A 19161-nucleotide genomic window follows, 5' to 3' on the forward strand; every position below is an offset into this window, starting at 1 on the left:
ATCCCTTGACGCAATGCGGCCACGGCATTTATTGTCCGTCTGCCGCCTGTGAGAGAGCACGACGGCAATCGGATGCGCGCCTCGCGCGCACGACAACACGCAGCAAAAGCAAAAAAGGAAACGTGGTAGCCACATGAAGCCGCTATTCGACGACAAGAAATCCGATGCGGTCAGCGATCGTCCTTCCACCCCGTCTTTGTCTCCCGTCGCGGTTCCTGTCGCCACCGTTGCACCGGTCGCACCCGCGCCGGAGAACGTGCGCCTGATCACCGTCGACGAGATCGACCAGCTCGGTGCGACGCAGGGCACGCGAATCGCCGCTTTCTCGCAGCAGATTCTCACGAGTGTGCGCGCGTCGGATGCCGACCAGTTCGGCGACAAGCTCAACGAACTGATCGCGACCGCGAAGGGGCTCGACCCGCGCGGCGCCGACAAGGGCGGGCTGCTCACGCAGGTCACGCGGCTGTTCCGCTCGACCAAGGAGAAGCTGCTGTCGCAATACGAGTCGGTGAGCAAGCGGATGGATACGCTCGTCGTCGAACTCGAGACGCATGCGCAGCGCCAGAAGGCCGGCATCGACGAGCTCGAGCGCATGTACAACGACAACTACGCGCTGCACCAGGAGCTCGCGCAGGCGAAGGCGCACGGCGAAACGGCGCTCGCGGCGCTGCGTGCGCATCTCGCGGCCGGCCAGCAGCCGGCGGACGACGCGTTCGCCGCGCAGCGCCTGCTCGACGTGAAGCGCAAGGTCGACGCGCTCGAAAGCAAGCTCGACGATCTCGACCGCGCGATGCTGATGTCGAAGCAGCTCGCCCCGCAGATCCGGATGGAGCAGGACCAGAAACGCACGCTGACGTCGAAGTTCATGACGATCAAGACCGTGCTGATTCCCGCGTGGACCAACGCGTTCGCGCTCTACCTCGAGCAACTCAGCACGAAGCGCGCAGCGGCGCTCGCGAACGCGACGTACGACGCGGCCGACGAGGCGATCCGCGCGCAAGCCGACCTGAACCGGCAGAACGCGCAGGAAGTCGCGAAGCTCAGCCAGCGCCCGGTGATCTCGACCGACACGTTCGAATACGCGCAACAGCAACTGTTCGGCGCGTTCGACGACATCACGCAGATCATCGCCGACGGCAAGCGCCAGCGCGAGCAGGACGCGCCGCGCCTGCGTCAGCTCGAGCAAGACCTGATCACCCGATTCGCCCCGAAGCACCATTGAGGAACACCGCATGATTACGCTTGAGAAACGCGCGGCGAAGGTCGCGATCGTCCTCGAAAAACGCCAGATCCTGAAGCCGCCCGTCGTGCGCGTCGGCGCGGCGCTCGACATCTCGGGTTCCGCGAAGCCGCTTTACCAGTCGGGCGTGATCCAGGACACGCACGACCGGATCCTCGGCATTGCACTGAAGTTCGACGACAACGGCGAAGTCGACACGTGGACCTTCACCGAAGGCTACGACCGCCTGCCGACCGCGACGCCGGAAAACTACGGCTCGTACATCTCCGATCACGTGCTCGAAGCGCGGATCGACAAGTGGGGCGGCACGCAGTACGCGCCGGTGATGAACGACATCGTCGACTTTTTCTTCCGCGCACCGGAGCCCAAGCGCGAAGAAAAGCGCGGTTTCCTGAGCCGGCTGTTCGGCGGCGGCGAAACCGCTGCGCCGGCCGCGCCCGCACCGGTGAATGGCGATCTGCCCGCCTGGGTGCTGTTCGTCACCGACGGCCAGAACCCGAAGAACGACCGCAAGCGCGTGCGCCAGCTGCTGACCGAGTCGCAGCACTTCCCGCTGTACTGGTCGCTCGTCGGTGTCGGCGATCCGAGCGAATTCGGCTTTCTCGCGGAAGTCGCGGACGAGATGCCGAACGTCGGCTTCCTGCATCTCGAATCGCTCGACGTGAGCGACGAACACATTTACGAACAACTGATCACGCAGGAATTCTGCGACTGGGTGCGCGCGAAGTAAGCGCGGCCCGCACGCCCATTTTCCTGAACTCCCATACCCCAATCATGTTGAAAGACTTCAAGATTCCGCTGTCGCTTACGGTGCTCGCGCTGGTCGCCGCCTATCTGCTCGGCGGGGTGAAGGACATGCTGATCGTCGCGGTCCTGTCGGTACTCGAAATCTCGTTGTCGCTCGACAACGCGGTCGTCAATGCCTCCGTGCTGAAGAACTGGTCGGAGAAGTGGCGCAACCGCTTCATGGTGTTCGGCCTGCCGGTCGCCGTGTTCGGCATGCGGCTCGTGTTCCCGCTGCTGATCGTCGCGGTGATCGGCCACATCGGCCTGTGGGATGCGCTGACGCTCGCGATCGAATCGCCCGCGAAGTACGCGGCGGTGCTGACCTCCGCGCATCACGAGGTGTCGGCGTTCGGCGGCGCGTTCCTGTTGATGGTGTTCTTCAAGTTCATGCTCGACACCGAGAAGGATGAACACTGGATCGGCTTTCTCGAAGGCCCGATGCGCCACCTCGGTCGCATCACGGCGCTGGAAGTGGCGCTGACGCTCGCGATCGTGATCATTGCGTCGTTCTACGTGCCGGCCGCGGAACAGGTGAGCTTCCTGCTCGCGGGCGCGTTCGGCGTGATCGGCTTCGTGATCGCGCACGGCGTGGGCGACCTGGTCGGCGGCGGGGAAACGGGCACGCGCGTGGTGCGGGAAGGCGTCGCGGGTTTCCTGTACCTCGAAGTGCTCGATTCGTCGTTCAGCTTCGACGGCGTGATCGGCGCGTTCGCGCTGTCGAACAACATCTTCCTGATCGCACTCGGCCTCGGCGTCGGCGCGGCCTACATCCGGGAGATGACGCTCGTGCTGCTGAAGAAGGGCACGCTCGCGCAGTACCGCTATCTCGAACACGGCGCCTTCTGGGCGATCGGCGCGCTCGCGACGATCATGTTCCTCGGCGTGAAGTTCGACGTGCCGGAAGTCATCACGGGCCTGATCGGCGCGGCGATGATCGCGGCGGCGGTGTGGTCGTCGATCATCGTGCAACGCCGGGAAGACCGGACTGCGGTGGCCGGCGAGTAACGCAACGCGCACAACATCAACCAGGGGCCGCACGGTGCGGCCCGGTATTGCCGCCGGCACAACGGCGGTTCCAGCAGAAGAGGTTCAGATGATCAATTTGTCGAAAGGCGGTCGCGTCAACCTGTCGAAGGAAGCGCCCGGCACGCAGAAATTCCGCATCGGTCTCGGTTGGGACGCGAACGCGACGGACACGGGCGCGGATTTCGATCTCGACGTGTCGGTGTTCCTGTGCAAGTACGACGCGCAGAGTAATCCGAAGCTGATCTCGGATCAGCACTTCGTGTTCTACAACAGCGAAGTGCGCACGATGGAGCGCAAGGAAACCTTCATCCAGCCGGGCGACGATTTCCCGAAGCGCGGGATGCCTGCATCGAAGTGCCTGGGTGTCGTGCATAGCGGCGACAACCGCACGGGCAGCGGTGACGGCGACGACGAGGTGATCTTCATCGACGTGACGAAGCTCGCGGCCGACGTCGAGGAAATCTCGGTGGTGGTGACGATCGACCAGGCCGAAGCGCGCCGCCAGAACTTCGGGCAGGTTCGCAACAGCTACATCCAGATCGCCGACGAGGTGTCGGGCGCGGTGATCGCGAAGTACGCGCTCGAGGAAGACTTCTCGATGGAGACGTCGGTGCAGGTCGGCAGCTTCTATCGTCGCGACGGCCACTTCATGTTCAAGGCGGTCGGCGCCGGCTACAACCGCGGCCTCGGCGATTTCGTGCGCGCGTACGGCGGCGCGGTCTGACTGGCGGCAGCCCGGCGGGCGCGACTGCGCGGCGCCGGGCAGCAAGCATCGATGACGAATCCGTCCGACGAGCCGAAGCGGCTCGAGTTCGATACGACGCCCGAGCGCACGCCCGGGCGTCTTGCGTTCGACACGCCGCCCGCGGCCGGTGTGCCGGCCGCGCGTGCGCCCGAGCGGCCGGCGCCGCAGGCGCTCGACCTGGGGCCGGCGCCCGGGCAGGCCACGCGCGCGGCGCCTGCCGATGCGCCGGGCCGTGCACTGTTCGGCGGATCGAACCATCCGCAGCTCGAAGCATGCTTTCGGGCCGCGCAGGCCAGCTTCCCGAATCTCTATCCCGATTACGCGCCGCGCATCGAGCGGCACATCCGGCAACTGGTGCCGCTCAAGCTCGCGACCGTCGCGACGATCGGCGACGGGGCGCTGGAGGCGGCCGGCAATCTCGTCGAAGCCGTCGCGGCGACGACGCGCGAATTCAACGAACTCGGCGCGGCCGACATGATGGCCGGGATGCTCGCGCAGGCGACGCGCAAGGCCGGCATGTTCGACCGCTGGTTCGGCGCGGCGTCGGCGCACATCGACTACCGTGCAGCGCTCGGCGCGCTCAAGCAGTCGCTCGGTTTTTTCCCGCGCCGCACCGAGGAACTCGCCGCGAAGGTCCGTCATGCGGAAGAAAACCTCGTGGTGGTGCTCGCGGCGTTGAGCGCGGTGTCGGACGTCGTGCGCGCACCGGATGACGCTGGTATCGAGCGCACGCTGTTCGACCGTCGCAACATTGTCGGGCAGGCCGTCCAGCAGATCCGGATGCAGCCCACGCAACTGCGCGGGCTCGACGAGCGCGTGACCGATCTGCTGTCGCGCGCCGATCACCTGATGAACGTCGTGCTGCCGGCGGCGCTGGCGGCGCGGCCGCAGCGCTGAGCAAACGACACGAACCGCACGAACGCGCGCGCTCCAGTGCGCGCGTTCGCGGCGCGACGCGTACGGCAACACGCCGTTTCGCGTGGACCGGCGCGATTCTGCTATCTTCCGGGGCATCTCACTGCTTCCCCGTCTCTCCATGACCGACCGCATCGTTGCCGCCTTCGATTTCGACGGCACCATCACGACTACCGACAGCTTCCGTCATTTCGTCCGCTACGCGGTCGGCACGCCGCGTTTCGCGTGGGCCGGGCTGCGCGCGCTGCCGTGGATCGTCGCGATGAAGGCGGGGTTGCTGTCGCGCGGCGACGCGAAGGCGAAGTTCGCGGGGTTTGCGTTCGGGCCGATTCGCGAGGACGCGCTCGACGCGCTGGCGCGCCGGTTCGTCGACGGCTATCTGCCGAACCTCGTGCGTCCGGACATGCTCGAGCGGATTCGCGAGCATCAGGCGCGCGGGCACGACGTCGTGCTGGTCAGTGCGTCGCCGTCGCTGTATCTGGAGAAGTGGGCGAAGACGGTCGGCATCGACACGGTGCTCGCGACGCGCCTCGCATTCGAGCGCGGCGTGTTCACCGGACGGCTGAACGGCGAGAACTGCTGGGGGCCGCAGAAGGTCGTGCGCCTGCGCGGCTGGTGGGGGAATCAGCCGCCCGCGAAATTGTTCGCGTACGGCGACAGCCGCGGCGACAAGGAAATGGCCGAACTCGCGAACTGGGCATGGATTCGCGGACACGGCCCGATGCCGGCGATCGGCGAATGATCCGGTGAAGGGCGTCGCGGCCGTGCGCGTTATGCGTCGGCCTGCTGCGCGCCACGCGTTCCGCGATACGGCTGATCGGCACCCCAGCGATTCGCGCGCTTGAACGTGCCGACGTCGTTGAACCGCACGCCGACTTCACGCAGCGCCGCATGCGCGGTTCGCGCGGTCAGCTGGCGGATGTAGAACGGATCGCGCACCACGAAGTGATGGATGGCGTGCGTGCTGCCGAAGTTGAAGCAGAACAGCTGGAACGGCAGCATCCACCACGGATTGAGCACCTGCGTCTGCTGGATCACGTTGCGCGAATCGATGTCGCCGAAGTAATGCATGTTCGAGCTGACGAAGTTGATGCAGAAGCTGCGCACGAAGTTCGGCCCGAGCCACACCACCGCGAGAAAATCGACGACGCGCATCACGCGCTCGACGAGCGCCGGCACGCTCGGGGCATAGCCGAACGCATGCAGCGCGAACAGGCCGGCGTGATAGACGATGAACGCGTGCCACAGCGCGTAGTACGCGTGGCCGATCGGCATGTACGACGACACCTGTTCGACACGCAACTGCGCGCGCTCGGCCGCATCCTGCACCGGCTGCGCGGCGACGTACTGCTTGACCTTGCGGCGCATCGCGTCCGGCCGCAGCACGACGGCAAGCATCCCGTCCGCGATCATCAGCAGCCGCTTCAGGCCCCAGCGCTCGCCGTTGGTGATGCCGAATTCCTCGAGATCCGATTCGCCGCCCGACACCTTGTGGTGATGCAGGTGCATGCGCCGCCGCGTCCACGGGTTGATCGTGCCCGGCCGCGTGAGCCAGCACAGCGCCATCATCAGGTGATAGGCCCATGGCGTCTTCTTGAAGTACATCAGGTGGATCAGGTCGTGCTCGAGTTCGTGGATCAGCGACGTGACGAAGGCGGCAAGCGGCAGCGCGACGTACCACGCGATCGCGCCGCGCGCATACAGCCATGCGATCGCGAGCATCGCGCTCACCGACACGGCCATCACGGTTGCACCGACGACGTTCTGGCGGTCGAGCAGCGGAAAACGCGCGCGAAGCGCATCGCTCGCGGCGTTGACCTCGCGGCGGACGTACGCGACCTTGTCTGCGTCGTTGCGAAAGACGGTTCGTGCGGGTTGGCTCATCGAGCGGAATCCAGGCGAAAGAGTAGGGCGCAATGCCGATGTGACAAGCATAGGCGCGCCCCGGAGCGCACGCGAGGGCCGCCGGTGCCAATGATGGTGTCATTTCGGGCCACCTTGACCGGTGCACCGGCGCCTGGGCCCGCGCCGCGCGGCTGGCGTGTCGTGGGGGTGTCATTGCGGGCCAGCGACGCTACAATCCGTCGAAACCGCTCCGGAGTCCGCCGCATGGCCCTGTCCGTCCCGGATGCCGCACGCCAGTTGAACAAGGCGACGGTATCGTCCGCGTATGCGCTGTTCATGCTGATGCTCGCCGAGGAGCGCGGCATCGAGGTGAGCCGCATTCTCGCCGGCTCGGGCGTCGAGCGCGACCGGCTCGCGCAGCCCGACGCGCGCATCACGCCGCTGCAGCAGGCGGCGATCGTATTCAACCTGCTCGATGCGACGGCCGATCCGTCGATCGCGATCGAGATCGGTCTGCGCAGCAGCCTCACGAAATCCGGGCTGATCGGCTTCGGGCTGATGAGTTGCGCCACGCTCGGCGAGGCGATCGCGCTCGGCATCCGTTACCTGCCGACCCGCGTGCCGTTCTTTTCGGTACGGCTCGCGGAGCTCGACGGAATCGTCGATATCGACGTGCTGGAGGCGTTTCCGCTCGGCCGGCTGCGGCAGTTCGCGATGGAGAACTTCCTGGTCGAGACGGCGATCCTGTTCAATTCGCTGCTCGATCCGGCGCCCGGGCGTACGCTGCAGTCGCGTGCCGAACTGCACTTCGAATGGCCGGAGCCGCCGTGGTTCGAGCGCTATCGCGCGCGGCTGCCGCGCTGTCATTTCGACGCGAGCGCGAACCGCATCCGCTGCGACGCCGCGCTGCTCGACGAGCCGATCGGCACCGCGAACGCGCAGACCGCGCAGATGATCGTCCAGCAGTGCGAGGCCGAACTCGCGCGGCTCGGCTATGCGGAAAGCATCGTCGAGCGCGTGCGCAATCTGCTGATCTGCGGGGAGGCCGGTTATCCGTCGGTCGACGACGTCGCACGCGAACTGCACGTGTCGGCGCGCACGTTGAAGCGCAAGCTCGCGGAGTTCGGCGCGACCTATTCGACGCTGCTCGACGAGATCCGGTTGCGCGACGCGCTCAGGTTGCTCGAGGGCACGCGCCTGCCGGTCGACGAGATCGCGGCGCGGGTCGGCTATACCGACCGCGCGAATTTCACGCGTGCGTTCAAGCGCTGGACCGGCGTTGCGCCGAGCGAGCGGCGCGGGTCGGCGTAGCTCGCGAGGCCCGCTTGATCAATCAATCGATCAAGCGGGCCGCCAGGCGATCAGACGATCGCCACCCAGTTCGCACCGCGACCGCCCGGCACGCGTGCGTGCGGCGTCAGCGTGCCGTCGTCCGGCGCGATCGCATACACCGACACGTATTCCGACTGCTCGCCGCACGCGACGAGCCAGCGTCCCGACGGATCGATCGCGAAGCCGCGCGGCTGCGTTTCGGTGGTCGCCGCGTGCGCGGGTTCGAACGTGCCGTCCGCGTTGCGGCGATAGCAGAGCAACTGGCTCGACGTGCGTTCGCTGACGTACGCGAAGCGCTCGTCGGGCGTCAGGTGGACGTCGGCGGCCCATACGGCAGGCTCGACCGGCGCCGGCGGGCGCGCATGACCTTGCGCGAGGCTGGCGACGGCAGGGTGGCGCACGCTCACGTGCGCATCGCCGAGGCGGCCGCTGTCGGCGTCGCGCGGGAACGTGGCGAGCGTCGCGAGGAATTCGCTGACCACGACGAGCGTGCGGCCGTCGTGCGCGAGGCGCAGGTGACGCGGGCCGAAGCCGGCCGGCACGCGCGTTTCGCCGTGCTCGAGCGCACGCAGGCCGCCGGCATCCTCGACCAGCGCGAACGTGAAGATCCGGTCCGAGCCGAGCGAGCTCACGTACGCGAAGCGATTGTCCGGCGACACGACGACCGCATGCGCGTTCGCGATGCCGTCGGCGACCTGCAGCGGCGCGCCGTCGCCGTCGCGCATGCGCGCGGCGTCGTAAAGGGTCAGCGAACTGCCGCCGTACGACGCGCCGAGCAGCCACCGGCCGCTGCGATCGAGCGACAGGTACGCATGACTGGCGTCGATCGCGGTCGTGCCGATGCGCGCGAGCGCACCGGTCGCGGCCGCGACCCGGAACGCGACGATCGTCGGCTGCTCGCCGCGCGTCGCGACGTAGAGCCGCGCGCGATCGGGCTGCACGGCGATCGGCATCGCGACGTCGCCGGCCGGGTAGCGGGCGAGCGGCGCGAGCGCGCCGTCGGACGTGAGCGAGAACGTGGCGAGGTCGCCGTCGGTGGCATTCGAGACGACGACGGTCAGGCGGTCAGTGTTCGGCATGGCGGAGCATTGCGGTGTTCGTGAAGGGTTCGTCGGCCGGCAGGCCGCTCGGCGGATCGCTGCGCCGGTGCGTGCGCGCGAACAGCGCGGCGACCGCGGCGACGACGGACGCGATCGCGAGCGCATACAGGCCGCCCGTGATCGAACCCGTATGTTGCTTCAGATAGCCGAAGGCCGTCGGCGCGACGAAGCCGCCGAGGTTGCCGATCGAGTTGATCAGCGCGATCACGGCCGCGGCCACGCGGGTGTCGAGGTAGCCCTGCGGAATCGGCCAGAACAGCGACGACGCAGCCTTGAAGCCGAGCGCGGCGAAGCAGATCGACGCGAACGACCAGACCGGGTCATGCGACGTCGACGCGAACAGCCCGCATGCGGCGAGCACGAGCGCGAACGACAGCCAGCGCTGCGGATGCTTCCACTTCGACGACAGCACCGCGAAGCCGTACATCGCGCCGATCGCGATCATCCACGGAATCGTGTTGTACAGGCCGACCTGGAAGTCGGTGAGGCCGCCCATCTTGCGGATGATCGTCGGCAGCCAGAAGGTGGCCGCGTAAATCGTCAGCTGGATCGCGAAATACAGGAAGCAGAACAGCACGATCTGCGGGTCGCGCAGCAGCGTGGCGGCCGACACGTGCACTTTCGAGCGCCCGTCGCGGATTGCGCGCTCTTCGTCGAGCGCGTTCTGCAGCGCCGTGCGTTCTTCCGCGGTGAGCCACGTCGCGTCGCTGATGTGCGATTTCAGCAGCAGCCAGCTCGCGCCGCACAGCGCGACCGAGAACATCCCTTCGATCAGGAACATCCACTGCCAGCCCTGCAGGCCGAAGCCGTGGATCGACAGCAGCGCGCCCGTCACGGGCCCGGACAGCACCGACGCGAACGCGGAGCCGCCGAGGAAGATCGCCATCGCCTTGCCGCGTTCCTGCGGCGGCAGCCATTGCGACAGGTACAGCACGACGCCGGGGAAGAAGCCGGCCTCGGCCGCACCGAGCAGGAAACGCAGCGCGTAGAACGACGTGTCGTTCCACACGAACGCCATCGCGGCCGCGACGATGCCCCAGGTCGCCATGATCCGCGCGAGCCAGAGACGTGCGCCGTAGCGTTGCATCAACAGGTTGGACGGCACTTCGAACAGCGCGTAGCCGACGAAGAACAGGCCGGCGCCGAGCCCGTAGGCGGCCGCGCCGATACCGATCGACGCTTCGAGGTGGCGGTCGACGAAGCCGACGTTCACGCGGTCGATGTAGTTCGCGATGAACATGATCAGCACGAGCGGCAGCACGTGCCACTTCACTTTCGAGACGGCGGACGCGAGCGGGTCGCGTCCGGACAGGGCGGGCGAGGTCAACGGAGTCTCCGGTCGGGCGGCGAACGGGGCGGCAGCCCGCGTTGGCGTCGAGGTGATGGGTTATGTAGTACGTTGTCGTATGACATGGTACGCCGGAGATCGGTTCATGTGGTTGCGGGTTTACCCGGGAATTATCCAAATATTGGGGAGTGTCGTGAAGCCGCTCGGTGGCTTGATCACGTCTGATGACGTATGACATCGGGCGCTGTTATCCGGCCGCTGCCCGGCGGTGCGTCGCCCGTTACGCCATCGACACGACGCTGTTCAGCAGCGTCTTCACGAGCACGGCCTGCCGCGTCGCGCCCGTCTTCGCGAAGATCCCGCGCAGGTGCGCGCGGGCGGTGTTCTTCGTGATGCCGGTCGCGGCGGCCGCCTCGTCGAGCGTCAGGCCGTCGACGAGCAGCAGTGCGATCTCGGTTTCCATCGGCGTCAGCCGGAACAGCCGGTGCAGCATGTCGCGCGACGTCTGCGGCGACGCCGCCGGATCGCGGATGAAGACCGCGACGGCCGGCCGGTGCTGGCGGTCCTCCGCGCCGCGATAGGGCGCGAGCGGGCGCAGCAGCACGTTCAACGGCATCGCGCCGCCGGGGCGCGACAGCGTGGTGGCTTCGATGCGCGCGAGCGCACCCGTGCGGAAATGCTCGAGTGCGGCCTGCAGCGCCTTCTGCAGCCGGCGCTCGTCGAGCGGGCACGACGCATGCAGCCGGTCCTGGCGCAGGCACAGGCCGTCCTGCTGCTCGATCAGCCGCTCGGCGATGCGGTTGTGCTTGATCACGCGACCGTCCTCGTCGACGATCGCGGTGCCGACATCGAGCCGGTCGACGGTGCCCGCGTACAGCGCGCGTTCGGCATCGAGCACGTCGAGCGCCGCGTGCAGTTCGACCGCGCGCTGCAGGTGCGGCAGCAGCGTCGCGACTTGCGCGCGCTCGGCCGGGTCGAACTCGCGGCCGCCGTGCGCGCGGCTCACGAAGAACGCGCATTCGACGCCGCGCTCGCCGCGCAGGTTCGCGCCGAGGATGTAGCGCAGGTCGAGCGGCTGCAGGTACTGCCGGTAGAAATCGTGCGCGCACCAGCGGGTTTCGCCGAACAGCGCATCGGCCGTGAAGACCTGGCCGGCCGGCTGATCGAGAAACGGGCACAGCGCGTAGAACTGTTCGCTGTACGACGGCTCGCCGGGCAGCAGCGGGCCGTGGCTCGACGCGTTGATGATGAGCCCGCGCCGCGTGCCGCCGGGATTGCGCAGCACGAGCGTGGTGAAGCTCGCGTCGAGCCGCACGCGGATCGCTTCGAGAAAGCCCGCCCACGGTGTCGCTTCGGACGGGCCCTGGTAGACGAGCCCAAGCCACGCGCTCAGCTCGCGGGCGCTCCAGGCGGCGTCGTCGAAACCGTCGTGCGCGGCCGTGTCGCCGGGCGCCAGCGCGATCAGCATGCTCGTGTTCTCCTCGATCGGGTAAATGCTCCCGACCCAGCATACCGACCGGCCAGCGGCACGCGTCATCCGAACGGAGTAGACGACGCGGGCCGTGCCCGTACGACGCCGCCGAAGCGGCTGATGCGGCTTAGGTGGCTGATGCGGCTTAGGTGGCTGATGCGGCTGACGCGGCGCGCTCGCGCAGCAAATACGCGACGATCCGGTCCGCCGCGGCTTCCGGCGATTCGGCCACCGTATCGACGCGCAACTCCGGCTGCGCGGGCGGCTCGTACGGCGAGTCGATGCCGGTGAAGTGCTTCAGCTCACCCTTGCGCGCCTTCTTGTACAGGCCCTTCGGATCGCGTTCCTCGGCAACCGCGAGCGGCGTGTCGATGAACACTTCGACGAACTCGTCCGGGCCGACCATCGCACGCGCCATGTCGCGCTCCGCGCGGAACGGCGAGATGAACGACACGAGCGTGATGAGCCCCGCATCGAGCATCAGCCGCGCGACTTCGGCCACGCGCCGGATGTTCTCGACGCGATCGGCCTCGGTGAAGCCGAGATCGCGATTGAGCCCGTGCCGCACGTTGTCGCCGTCGAGCAGGTACGTGTGCTTGCCGAGCGCATGCAGCCGCCGTTCGACGAGGTTCGCGATCGTCGACTTGCCGGCGCCCGACAGGCCGGTCAGCCACACGATGCGGGGCGTCTGCGCCTTCTGCAGCGCACGCGCGTCGCGGTCGACGTCGACGGCCTGCCAGTGCACGTTGTGCGCGCGGCGCAGCGCGAAGTGCAGCATCCCCGCGCCGACCGTGTCGTTGGTGAAGCGGTCGATCACGATGAAGCCGCCGGTATGGCGGTTGCGGTCGTACGGATCGAATGCGACGGGCCGGTCGAAGCTCAGGTTGCACACGCCGATCTCGTTCAGCGCGAGCGTGCGCGCGGCGAGATGCTCGCGCGTGTTCACGTCGATCTTGTGTTTGGGCGTCGCGCAGGTGGCGCTGACGATCTGCGTGCCGAGCTTCACGAGATAAGGGCGGCCCGGCAGCAGCGGTTCGTCGTGCATCCACACGAGCGTCGCCTCGAACTGGTCGGCGACTTCCGGCGGCGCGTCGGCGCGCGCGATCATGTCGCCGCGGCTGATGTCGATTTCGTCGGCGAGCGTGAGCGTCACCGCTTCGCCGGCGCGCGCGACGTCGGCTTCGCCGGCCGGCGTGATCACCGACACGACTCGGCTCTCCTTGCCGGACGGCAGCACGCGCACGCGTTCGCCGACGCGGACTTCGCCGGACGCGATGCTGCCGGCGTACCCGCGGAAGTTCAGGTGCGGGCGATTGACCCATTGCACGGGCAGCCGGAACGGTTCGTCGCGCGTCACGCGCTCGACGAGCGGCAGCGTGTCGAGATGCTGCATCAGCGTCGGACCCGCGTACCACGGCAGCCGTGCGCTCGGCGCGATCACGTTGTCGCCGCGCAGCGCGGACATAGGAATGCTGACGATCTCCTCGAGACCGAGTTCGGCCGCGAACGCGCGATAGTCGGCGTCGATGCGCTCGAACACCGCGCGATCGTAGTCGACCAGGTCCATCTTGTTGATCGCGAGCACGATGCGCTTGATGCCGATCAGCGCGACGAGGTGGCTGTGGCGGCGCGTCTGCGTGAGCACGCCCTTGCGCGCGTCGATCAGGATGACGGCAAGATCGGCGGTCGACGCGCCGGTGATCATGTTGCGCGTGTACTGCTCGTGACCGGGCGTATCGGCGACGATGAACTTGCGCCGCGCGGTCGCGAAGAAGCGGTACGCGACGTCGATCGTGATCCCTTGCTCGCGCTCGGCCGACAGGCCGTCGACGAGCAGCGCGAAATCGAGGTCGCCGCCTTGCGTGCCGACTTTCTTCGAATCGGCTTCGAGCTGGGTCAGCTGGTCGTCGAACAGCATGTTCGATTCGTAGAGCAGGCGGCCGATCAGCGTGCTCTTGCCGTCGTCGACGCTGCCGCACGTGATGAAGCGCAGCAGGTCCTTCGTTTGCGTATCGTCGGCGTGCCTGTCGAGCGTATCGAGCGTATCGGGCGTATCGCGCGGATCGGACGCCGCGTGCGCGAGCGTGTCGGGCGAAGTGAGAACGTGTGCCATCAGAAATATCCCTCCTGTTTTTTCTTTTCCATCGACCCGGCCGAATCGCTGTCGATCAGCCGTCCCTGGCGTTCGGACGTGCGCGTGTCGCGCATCTCCTGCAGGATGTCGTCGAGCGATGTCGCATCGCTGTCGATCGCACCCGTCAGCGGATAGCAGCCGAGCGTGCGAAAGCGCACCTTGCGCATCTGCGGCACTTCGCCGTCACGCAGCGGCAGGCGTGCGTCGTCGACCATGAGCAGCGCGCCGTCGCGTTCGACGACGGGCCGCTCCTTCGCGAAGTAGAGCGGCACGATCGGAATGTCGTGAAGCTGGATGTACTGCCAGATGTCGAGCTCGGTCCAGTTGGAAATCGGGAACACGCGCAGGCTTTCGCCCTTGCGCTTGCGTGCGTTGTACAGCGACCAGAGCTCGGGTCGCTGACGCTTCGGATCCCAGCGGTGCTGCTCCGAGCGCAGCGACACGATGCGTTCCTTCGCGCGCGATTTCTCTTCGTCGCGGCGCGCACCGCCGAACGCGGCGTCGAAGCCGTAGTGATCGAGCGCCTGCTTGAGCCCCTGCGTCTTCCACACGTCGGTGTGCACGGCCGAACCGTGCGTGAACGGATTGATGTCGTTTGCGACGCCGTCGGGGTTCACGTGCACGCGCAGGTCGAGGCCGAGGCGCTCGGCGGTCGCGTCGCGAAACGCGATCATCTCGCGGAACTTCCACGTCGTATCGACGTGCAGCAGCGGAAAGGGCGGCTTGGCCGGGTAGAACGCCTTCATCGCGAGATGCAGCATGACCGAGCTGTCCTTGCCGATCGAATAGAGCATCACCGGGTTTTCGCTTTCGGCGACCACCTCGCGCATGATGTGGATGCTTTCGGCCTCCAGTCGCTCCAAGTGGGTCAACATCGTTCGTCTCCTTGTTTCATGCCGGCGCCGCGCGACATGTGCGGCGTTTCGTGCATGGCACCAAGGTATCGAGCACGGGGGGGGCCGCTCTTCGTCCGGGTGGACTAAACCGGCCCGCGGCGGGGGAGCGGATCTTTCCTTAGTCCACCCGGACGAAGTGGCGCGCGGCGGCGGCGCTTAAGGTGAGCGCTCGACCATCGGCGGAGACGAACATGACGGATGACACACGTGCCACGCAATTGCTGTCGGGCCAGACCTGGGCCGATTTCTGCGACACCCTGAAGCACAGCGGGCAGCAGATCCTGCGCACCGAGGCGCCGGATGATCCGCTCACGCGGGCGGAAGGCTTTCGCTACCTGAGCCGGCTGATGCGCATCGCGCTCGAAATGCACGTCGAGTTCGCGGACGGCGCGTGGCCCGGTTTCTTCTCGCCGTCGCACGAGACCGCGAAGATCGGTGCCGACAATCCCGACAACCTGTACCAGTACGCACGCATCGACGGCCGCTGCGAATACCGCGTGACGGGGCGGCGCGGCACGGTCGCGTACCTGAGCTTCGGCACGCAGAAGGGCGGTTACGAGACCGACGGCAAGATGCTGCAGACGGGCTTTCTCGATGCGAAGCAACTCGAGGTCGCGCCGGACGGCAGCTTCGAGATCGTGCTGAGCGAGACGCCGCGCGCGGGCAACTGGGTGCGCATGGAGCCCGGCACGAACGCATTGCTGGTGCGCCAGACCTTCCTCGACCGGCGCGCGGAGACACCCGCGCAACTGAAGATCGAGCGCATCGGCGCACACGATCGGCCGGCGCCGCTCGATCCGCTCGCGCTGCAAGGCGGCCTCACGCGCGCCGCGCAGTTCGTCGAGCAGACATCGAAGCTGTTTGCGGACTGGGCCGCGAGCTACGGATCGCACGTGAACGCGCTGCCGCCTGCCGACCAGGCGCTGTGCCAGTCGGTCGGCGGCGACCCGAACATCTACTACTACCACTCGTGCTGGTCGCTGGCCGAGGACGAAGCGCTCGTGATCGACGTCGATACGGTGCCGGCCTGTGATTTCTGGAACGTGCAGCTCAACAACTACTGGATGGAGTCGCTGGACTACCGGCACTTCGACATCTGCGTGAACAAGCACGGCGCACGGCTGAATGCCGATGGCGGCGTGACGGTGGTGATCGCCGCGTCGCGGCCGGGCGACGCGAACTGGCTCGATACGGCCGGGCATCGCACGGGCACGATCTGCTGGCGCTGGGTCGGCGCTGCGCAACCGGTGCATCCGCGCACGCGCGTCGTGAAGCTCGCCGCGCTGAAGGAGGCCGCATGAACGCGCCGCTCGACCCGATCCGTACGCAGCTCGATGTCGACGGGCTGATCGCCGAAGCCGTGTCGCGCACGGGCGGGCTCACCGCGTTCGGCGACGGGCCATATCGCGAAGCGCTCGACGTGATGTGCGCCTCGCTGATCGACGAAGCGAAGCTGTCGGCCCGCGGCGCGCAGATGATGCGCGAGAAGCTCGTCGGCCAGCTCGTGAACCGGCTCGTCGTCGAGGATTACTTCCGCCGTCATCCGGAGATCGCCGACATCGCGATCGACGATCCGCTCGTGATCGTCGGCCTGCCGCGCACCGGTACGACGCTGCTGCAGCGGCTGCTCGCCGTCGACGGGCGGTTTCATTCGGCCGCGTGGTGGGAGACGCGCTATCCGGCACCGCTCGCCGGCGAGACGCTCGACGCGCCGACCGTGCGTATCGCGCGCGCGCAGGCCGAAGTCGCGATGATGATCGACTGCATTCCGCAGATCCTGACGATTCATCCGCTCGACGCGATGCTCGCCGACGAAGAATTCATGCTGATGGAGCATTCGTTCGTGTGCGCGATGGATTCGTACGCGAACGTGCCGCGCTACACGGCGTGGCTCGCGCAGCAGGACCTGACGCCGGTCTATACGTACCTGAAGCGGATGCTGCAGTTCCTGCAATGGCAGAAGGCGCGGCGCGGCGTCGCGCCGGCCGGGCGCTGGCTCTTGAAGACGCCGCAGCACCTGCATGCGCTCGACGTGCTGTGCCGCGTGTTTCCGCGTGCGCAGGTCGTGCTCACGCACCGCGATCCGGCGCAGACGATTCCGTCGATGGCGAGCATGGCGCACACGCTGTGGCAGATGTATGCGGACGACCCGGACCCGCTCGCGGTCGGCGCGCAGTGGAACGCGGGGATGGCGCGCGCGATCGGCGCCGCGATGACCGCGCGCGACGCGCTGCCCGCCGAGCGGTTTCTCGACGTGCGTTTCGAGGACACCGTATCGAATCCGCTCGGGGTCGCCGAAGCCGTGTACCGCTTCGCGGGGATGCCGCTCGATGCGGCGCAGCGCGCGGCGATGACGGCCTGGCTGGCGCGCAACGGTCGCGACAAGCGCGCGGCGCACGACTACTCGATCGCGCGCTTCGGCTTCACCGACGCGCAGCTCGCGCACGATTTCGCCGCGTATCGCGCGCGGCACCTGCAGGCGGCCGGCTGACGGCACGCCGCGAGACGAACGATAACCAGGAGACAACCCATGTTGCTGAAGGACAAGATCGTCGTGATTTCAGGGATCGGGCCGGGGCTCGGTGTGAAGCTTGCGGTCGAGGCGGCGCGCGAGGGCGCGCGAGGCGTGGTCGTCGCGGCACGCACGATGGAAAAGCTCGACGATGCGCAAGCCCGGATCCGCGAGCTGGGCGTCGCGTGCGACGTGCTGAAGGTGCGAACCGACATCGCCGAGCGTGCACAATGCCGGCAGCTCGCTACGCAGACGATCGAGCGCTTCGGCCGGATCGACGCGCTCGTGAACAGCGCGTTCGTGCACGGCACGTTTCCGGAACAGGTCGAGGAGGCCGATCTGGACGGCTGGCGCGCGGTGTTCGACATCAACGTGTTCGGGACGATGACGCTCACGCAGGAAATCGTGCCGCACATGAAGCGGCAGAAGCGCGGTGCGATCGTGATGATCAACACGCAGGCGACGCGCAAGCCATTTGCAGGGGAGTCGGGCTACGCTGTATCCAAGGGCGCGCTCGCGGTTGCGGCAAAATACCTGGCGCGCGAACTCGGCGTGCACGGGATCCGCGCGAACAGCATCCACATGGGCTGGATGTGGGGCGTGCCGACCCAGACGTATTTCCGGCAGGCCGCGGCCGAATACGGGATGACGGAAGACGAGATCATCGCGCCGATCGCGTCGAACATCGCGCTCGCGAAGCTGCCGACCGACGACGACTGCGCGCGCGCGGCGCTGTTCCTCGCGTCGGATTACGCAAACGCGGTGACCGGTGCGACGCTCGATGCGAACGGCGGCGATTTCATGCCCTGAGGAGAGGGAGTAACGGATCATGCAGGAACATCATCAAGGGCGGCATTTCTTCGCGTTCAACGGCGACGCGGACGGCCTGTGCGCGCTGCAGCAACTGCGGCTCGCGGAAGGGGCGTCGGGCACGCTCGTGACGGGCGTGAAGCGCGACATCAAGCTGCTCGAGCGGATCGACGCGCGCGCGGGCGATCGCGTGACCGTGCTGGACGTGTCGCACGACCAGAATCGCGACGCGTGCGCACGGCTGCTGCGCGACGGCACGGCGGTCCGCTATTTCGATCATCACTTCGCGGGCGAACTGCCGGGCGATGCGCATTTCGACGCGTATATCGACACGGCGCCCGACGTCTGCACGAGCGCGCTCGTGAACCGCTATCTCGACGGCCGGCACGTGCGCTGGGCGATCGTCGCGGCGTTCGGCGACGAACTGCCGGCGCTCGGCGACGCGCTGGCGCGCGCGCACGGGATCGGCGAAGCCGAACGCCGCACGCTCGCCGAGTTCGGGCTCTATCTGAACTACAACGCCTACGGCGAGTGCGTCGGCGATCTGCATTTCGATCCTGCCGTGCTGGCCGATGCGATGTTGCCGTGCGTCGATCCGCTCGATTTCGTGTGCGGCACGCCGGTGTTCGCCGCGCTGCGCGACGGCTACCGCGACGACATGGCGCTTGCGTGCGCGCTCGCACCGCTGCGTGACGTGCCGGGTGCGACGCTGATCAGGATGCCGGATCAGCCGTGGGCGCGGCGCGCGACGGGCATGCTCGCGAACGAGCGGATGCGCAATGCGCCGCATGCGGCGCTCGCGGTGCTGTCGCCGCGTGCGCAGGGCGGGCTGGTCGTCAGCGTGCGCGTGCCCGACGGCCGGCCGCTCGGTGCCGACGAGTTCTGCCGCGGATTCCCGACCGGCGGCGGACGCAAGCGCGCGGGCGGCATCAACCATCTGCCGGAAACCGAGTTCGACGCGTTCGCCGTGCGTTTCGAAGCGGCATTCCGTCTCGACTGACCCGGGGGCCTGGAACGCGCGCGCCGTGTGCAGCGATGCCACGGCGCGCGCGTCATGCGGC

General features: G+C 67.5%; 17 protein-coding genes. 11 read left to right on the forward strand and 6 right to left on the reverse strand.

Features of this window, described 5'->3' with window-relative positions:
* Positions 1–133: 133 nt before the first annotated feature.
* From BX604_RS33360 to BX604_RS33385, 6 genes are all read left to right on the forward strand, one after another.
* Positions 134–1222: a toxic anion resistance protein gene (locus BX604_RS33360; RefSeq protein WP_098555325.1), complete on the forward strand. Its 1089-nt coding sequence runs from the start codon at positions 134–136 to the stop codon at positions 1220–1222.
* A gap of 10 nt (positions 1223–1232) precedes the next feature.
* The gene (locus BX604_RS33365; protein ID WP_098555327.1) at positions 1233–1970 is read left to right on the forward strand and encodes a VWA domain-containing protein; all 738 of its coding nucleotides are present in this window, start codon (positions 1233–1235) and stop codon (positions 1968–1970) included.
* Between the two features lie 44 nt (positions 1971–2014).
* A complete protein-coding gene (locus tag BX604_RS33370; protein WP_098555330.1) occupies positions 2015–3031 on the forward strand; it encodes a DUF475 domain-containing protein in 1017 nt (338 codons plus the stop codon).
* 88 nt (positions 3032–3119) lie between these two features.
* Positions 3120–3776, forward strand: coding sequence for a TerD family protein (locus BX604_RS33375; RefSeq protein ID WP_098555332.1), 657 nt, complete (start codon positions 3120–3122; stop codon positions 3774–3776).
* 51 nt (positions 3777–3827) lie between these two features.
* Positions 3828–4694, forward strand: coding sequence for a hypothetical protein (locus tag BX604_RS33380; protein ID WP_098555335.1), 867 nt, complete (start codon positions 3828–3830; stop codon positions 4692–4694).
* A 139-nt stretch (positions 4695–4833) separates the two neighbouring features.
* Positions 4834–5454 (forward strand): HAD family hydrolase, encoded by a 621-nt coding sequence (locus BX604_RS33385; protein ID WP_098555338.1) that lies wholly within the window; start codon positions 4834–4836, stop codon positions 5452–5454.
* A 29-nt stretch (positions 5455–5483) separates the two neighbouring features.
* On the opposite strand, the gene BX604_RS33390 is transcribed toward BX604_RS33385, so the two are convergent.
* Positions 5484–6596 carry a fatty acid desaturase gene (locus BX604_RS33390; protein ID WP_098555340.1) on the reverse strand — a complete coding sequence of 371 codons (1113 nt, stop codon included), beginning with the start codon at positions 6594–6596 and terminating at the stop codon, positions 5484–5486.
* 225 nt (positions 6597–6821) lie between these two features.
* Here BX604_RS33390 and BX604_RS33395 point away from each other — a divergent pair, with 225 nt between their 5' ends.
* Positions 6822–7868: an AraC family transcriptional regulator gene (locus BX604_RS33395; protein ID WP_098555343.1), complete on the forward strand. Its 1047-nt coding sequence runs from the start codon at positions 6822–6824 to the stop codon at positions 7866–7868.
* Positions 7869–7918: 50 nt separating this feature from the next.
* On the opposite strand, the gene BX604_RS33400 is transcribed toward BX604_RS33395, so the two are convergent.
* The 5 genes from BX604_RS33400 to cysD form a co-directional block, all read right to left on the reverse strand.
* The gene (locus BX604_RS33400) at positions 7919–8968 is read right to left on the reverse strand and encodes a lactonase family protein (RefSeq protein ID WP_098555346.1); all 1050 of its coding nucleotides are present in this window, start codon (positions 8966–8968) and stop codon (positions 7919–7921) included.
* Complete coding sequence (locus BX604_RS33405; RefSeq protein ID WP_098555347.1) at positions 8955–10316, reverse strand: MFS transporter; 1362 nt, start codon at positions 10314–10316, stop codon at positions 8955–8957. Before BX604_RS33405 ends, BX604_RS33400 begins: the two co-directional genes overlap by 14 nt.
* Before the next feature lie 241 nt (positions 10317–10557).
* Positions 10558–11745, reverse strand: coding sequence for a helix-turn-helix transcriptional regulator (locus BX604_RS33415; RefSeq protein WP_098555350.1), 1188 nt, complete (start codon positions 11743–11745; stop codon positions 10558–10560).
* 148 nt (positions 11746–11893) lie between these two features.
* Positions 11894–13861, reverse strand: coding sequence for a sulfate adenylyltransferase subunit CysN (gene cysN, locus BX604_RS33420; RefSeq protein ID WP_098555352.1), 1968 nt, complete (start codon positions 13859–13861; stop codon positions 11894–11896).
* Positions 13861–14826 carry a sulfate adenylyltransferase subunit CysD gene (gene cysD / locus BX604_RS33425; RefSeq protein WP_257146505.1) on the reverse strand — a complete coding sequence of 322 codons (966 nt, stop codon included), beginning with the start codon at positions 14824–14826 and terminating at the stop codon, positions 13861–13863. The genes cysN and cysD overlap by 1 nt, the downstream gene beginning before the upstream one ends.
* A 143-nt stretch (positions 14827–14969) precedes the next feature.
* Between cysD and BX604_RS33430 the strand changes: the two genes are divergently transcribed.
* From BX604_RS33430 to BX604_RS33445, 4 genes are read left to right on the forward strand one after another with little or no spacing between them, the layout of a single operon-like run.
* On the forward strand, positions 14970–16079 hold the full coding sequence (locus tag BX604_RS33430) for a DUF1214 domain-containing protein (protein ID WP_098555356.1): 1110 nt from the start codon (positions 14970–14972) through the stop codon (positions 16077–16079).
* Positions 16076–17269, forward strand: a complete 1194-nt coding sequence (locus BX604_RS33435; RefSeq protein ID WP_098555359.1) for a sulfotransferase family protein — start codon at positions 16076–16078, stop codon at positions 17267–17269. The genes BX604_RS33430 and BX604_RS33435 overlap by 4 nt, the downstream gene beginning before the upstream one ends.
* 39 nt (positions 17270–17308) lie before the next feature.
* Positions 17309–18100, forward strand: a complete 792-nt coding sequence (locus tag BX604_RS33440) for an SDR family oxidoreductase (RefSeq protein WP_098555361.1) — start codon at positions 17309–17311, stop codon at positions 18098–18100.
* A gap of 19 nt (positions 18101–18119) precedes the next feature.
* Positions 18120–19100, forward strand: a complete 981-nt coding sequence (locus BX604_RS33445) for an acetyltransferase (RefSeq protein WP_098555364.1) — start codon at positions 18120–18122, stop codon at positions 19098–19100.
* Positions 19101–19161 lie beyond the last annotated feature (61 nt).

Origin of the sequence: Burkholderia sp. JKS000303, assembly GCF_002563755.1 — a bacterium.
Classification (GTDB): Bacteria; Pseudomonadota; Gammaproteobacteria; order Burkholderiales; family Burkholderiaceae; genus Burkholderia; species Burkholderia anthina_B.

Bases quoted from the DNA above. Each gene is read 5' to 3' on its own strand.
- BX604_RS33415 (WP_098555350.1), bottom strand. From the start codon at position 11,745: ATGCTGATCGCGCTGGCGCCCGGCGACACGGCCGCGCACGACGGTTTC.
- BX604_RS33435 (WP_098555359.1), top strand. From the start codon at position 16,076: ATGAACGCGCCGCTCGACCCGATCCGTACGCAGCTCGATGTCGACGGG.
- BX604_RS33370 (WP_098555330.1), top strand. From the start codon at position 2,015: ATGTTGAAAGACTTCAAGATTCCGCTGTCGCTTACGGTGCTCGCGCTG.
- BX604_RS33445 (WP_098555364.1), top strand. From the start codon at position 18,120: ATGCAGGAACATCATCAAGGGCGGCATTTCTTCGCGTTCAACGGCGAC.
- BX604_RS33385 (WP_098555338.1), top strand. From the start codon at position 4,834: ATGACCGACCGCATCGTTGCCGCCTTCGATTTCGACGGCACCATCACG.
- BX604_RS33440 (WP_098555361.1), top strand. From the start codon at position 17,309: ATGTTGCTGAAGGACAAGATCGTCGTGATTTCAGGGATCGGGCCGGGG.
- BX604_RS33395 (WP_098555343.1), top strand. From the start codon at position 6,822: ATGGCCCTGTCCGTCCCGGATGCCGCACGCCAGTTGAACAAGGCGACG.
- BX604_RS33375 (WP_098555332.1), top strand. From the start codon at position 3,120: ATGATCAATTTGTCGAAAGGCGGTCGCGTCAACCTGTCGAAGGAAGCG.
- BX604_RS33430 (WP_098555356.1), top strand. From the start codon at position 14,970: ATGACGGATGACACACGTGCCACGCAATTGCTGTCGGGCCAGACCTGG.
- cysN (WP_098555352.1), bottom strand. From the start codon at position 13,861: ATGGCACACGTTCTCACTTCGCCCGACACGCTCGCGCACGCGGCGTCC.
- BX604_RS33400 (WP_098555346.1), bottom strand. From the start codon at position 8,968: ATGCCGAACACTGACCGCCTGACCGTCGTCGTCTCGAATGCCACCGAC.
- BX604_RS33390 (WP_098555340.1), bottom strand. From the start codon at position 6,596: ATGAGCCAACCCGCACGAACCGTCTTTCGCAACGACGCAGACAAGGTC.
- BX604_RS33380 (WP_098555335.1), top strand. From the start codon at position 3,828: ATGACGAATCCGTCCGACGAGCCGAAGCGGCTCGAGTTCGATACGACG.
- BX604_RS33360 (WP_098555325.1), top strand. From the start codon at position 134: ATGAAGCCGCTATTCGACGACAAGAAATCCGATGCGGTCAGCGATCGT.
- BX604_RS33365 (WP_098555327.1), top strand. From the start codon at position 1,233: ATGATTACGCTTGAGAAACGCGCGGCGAAGGTCGCGATCGTCCTCGAA.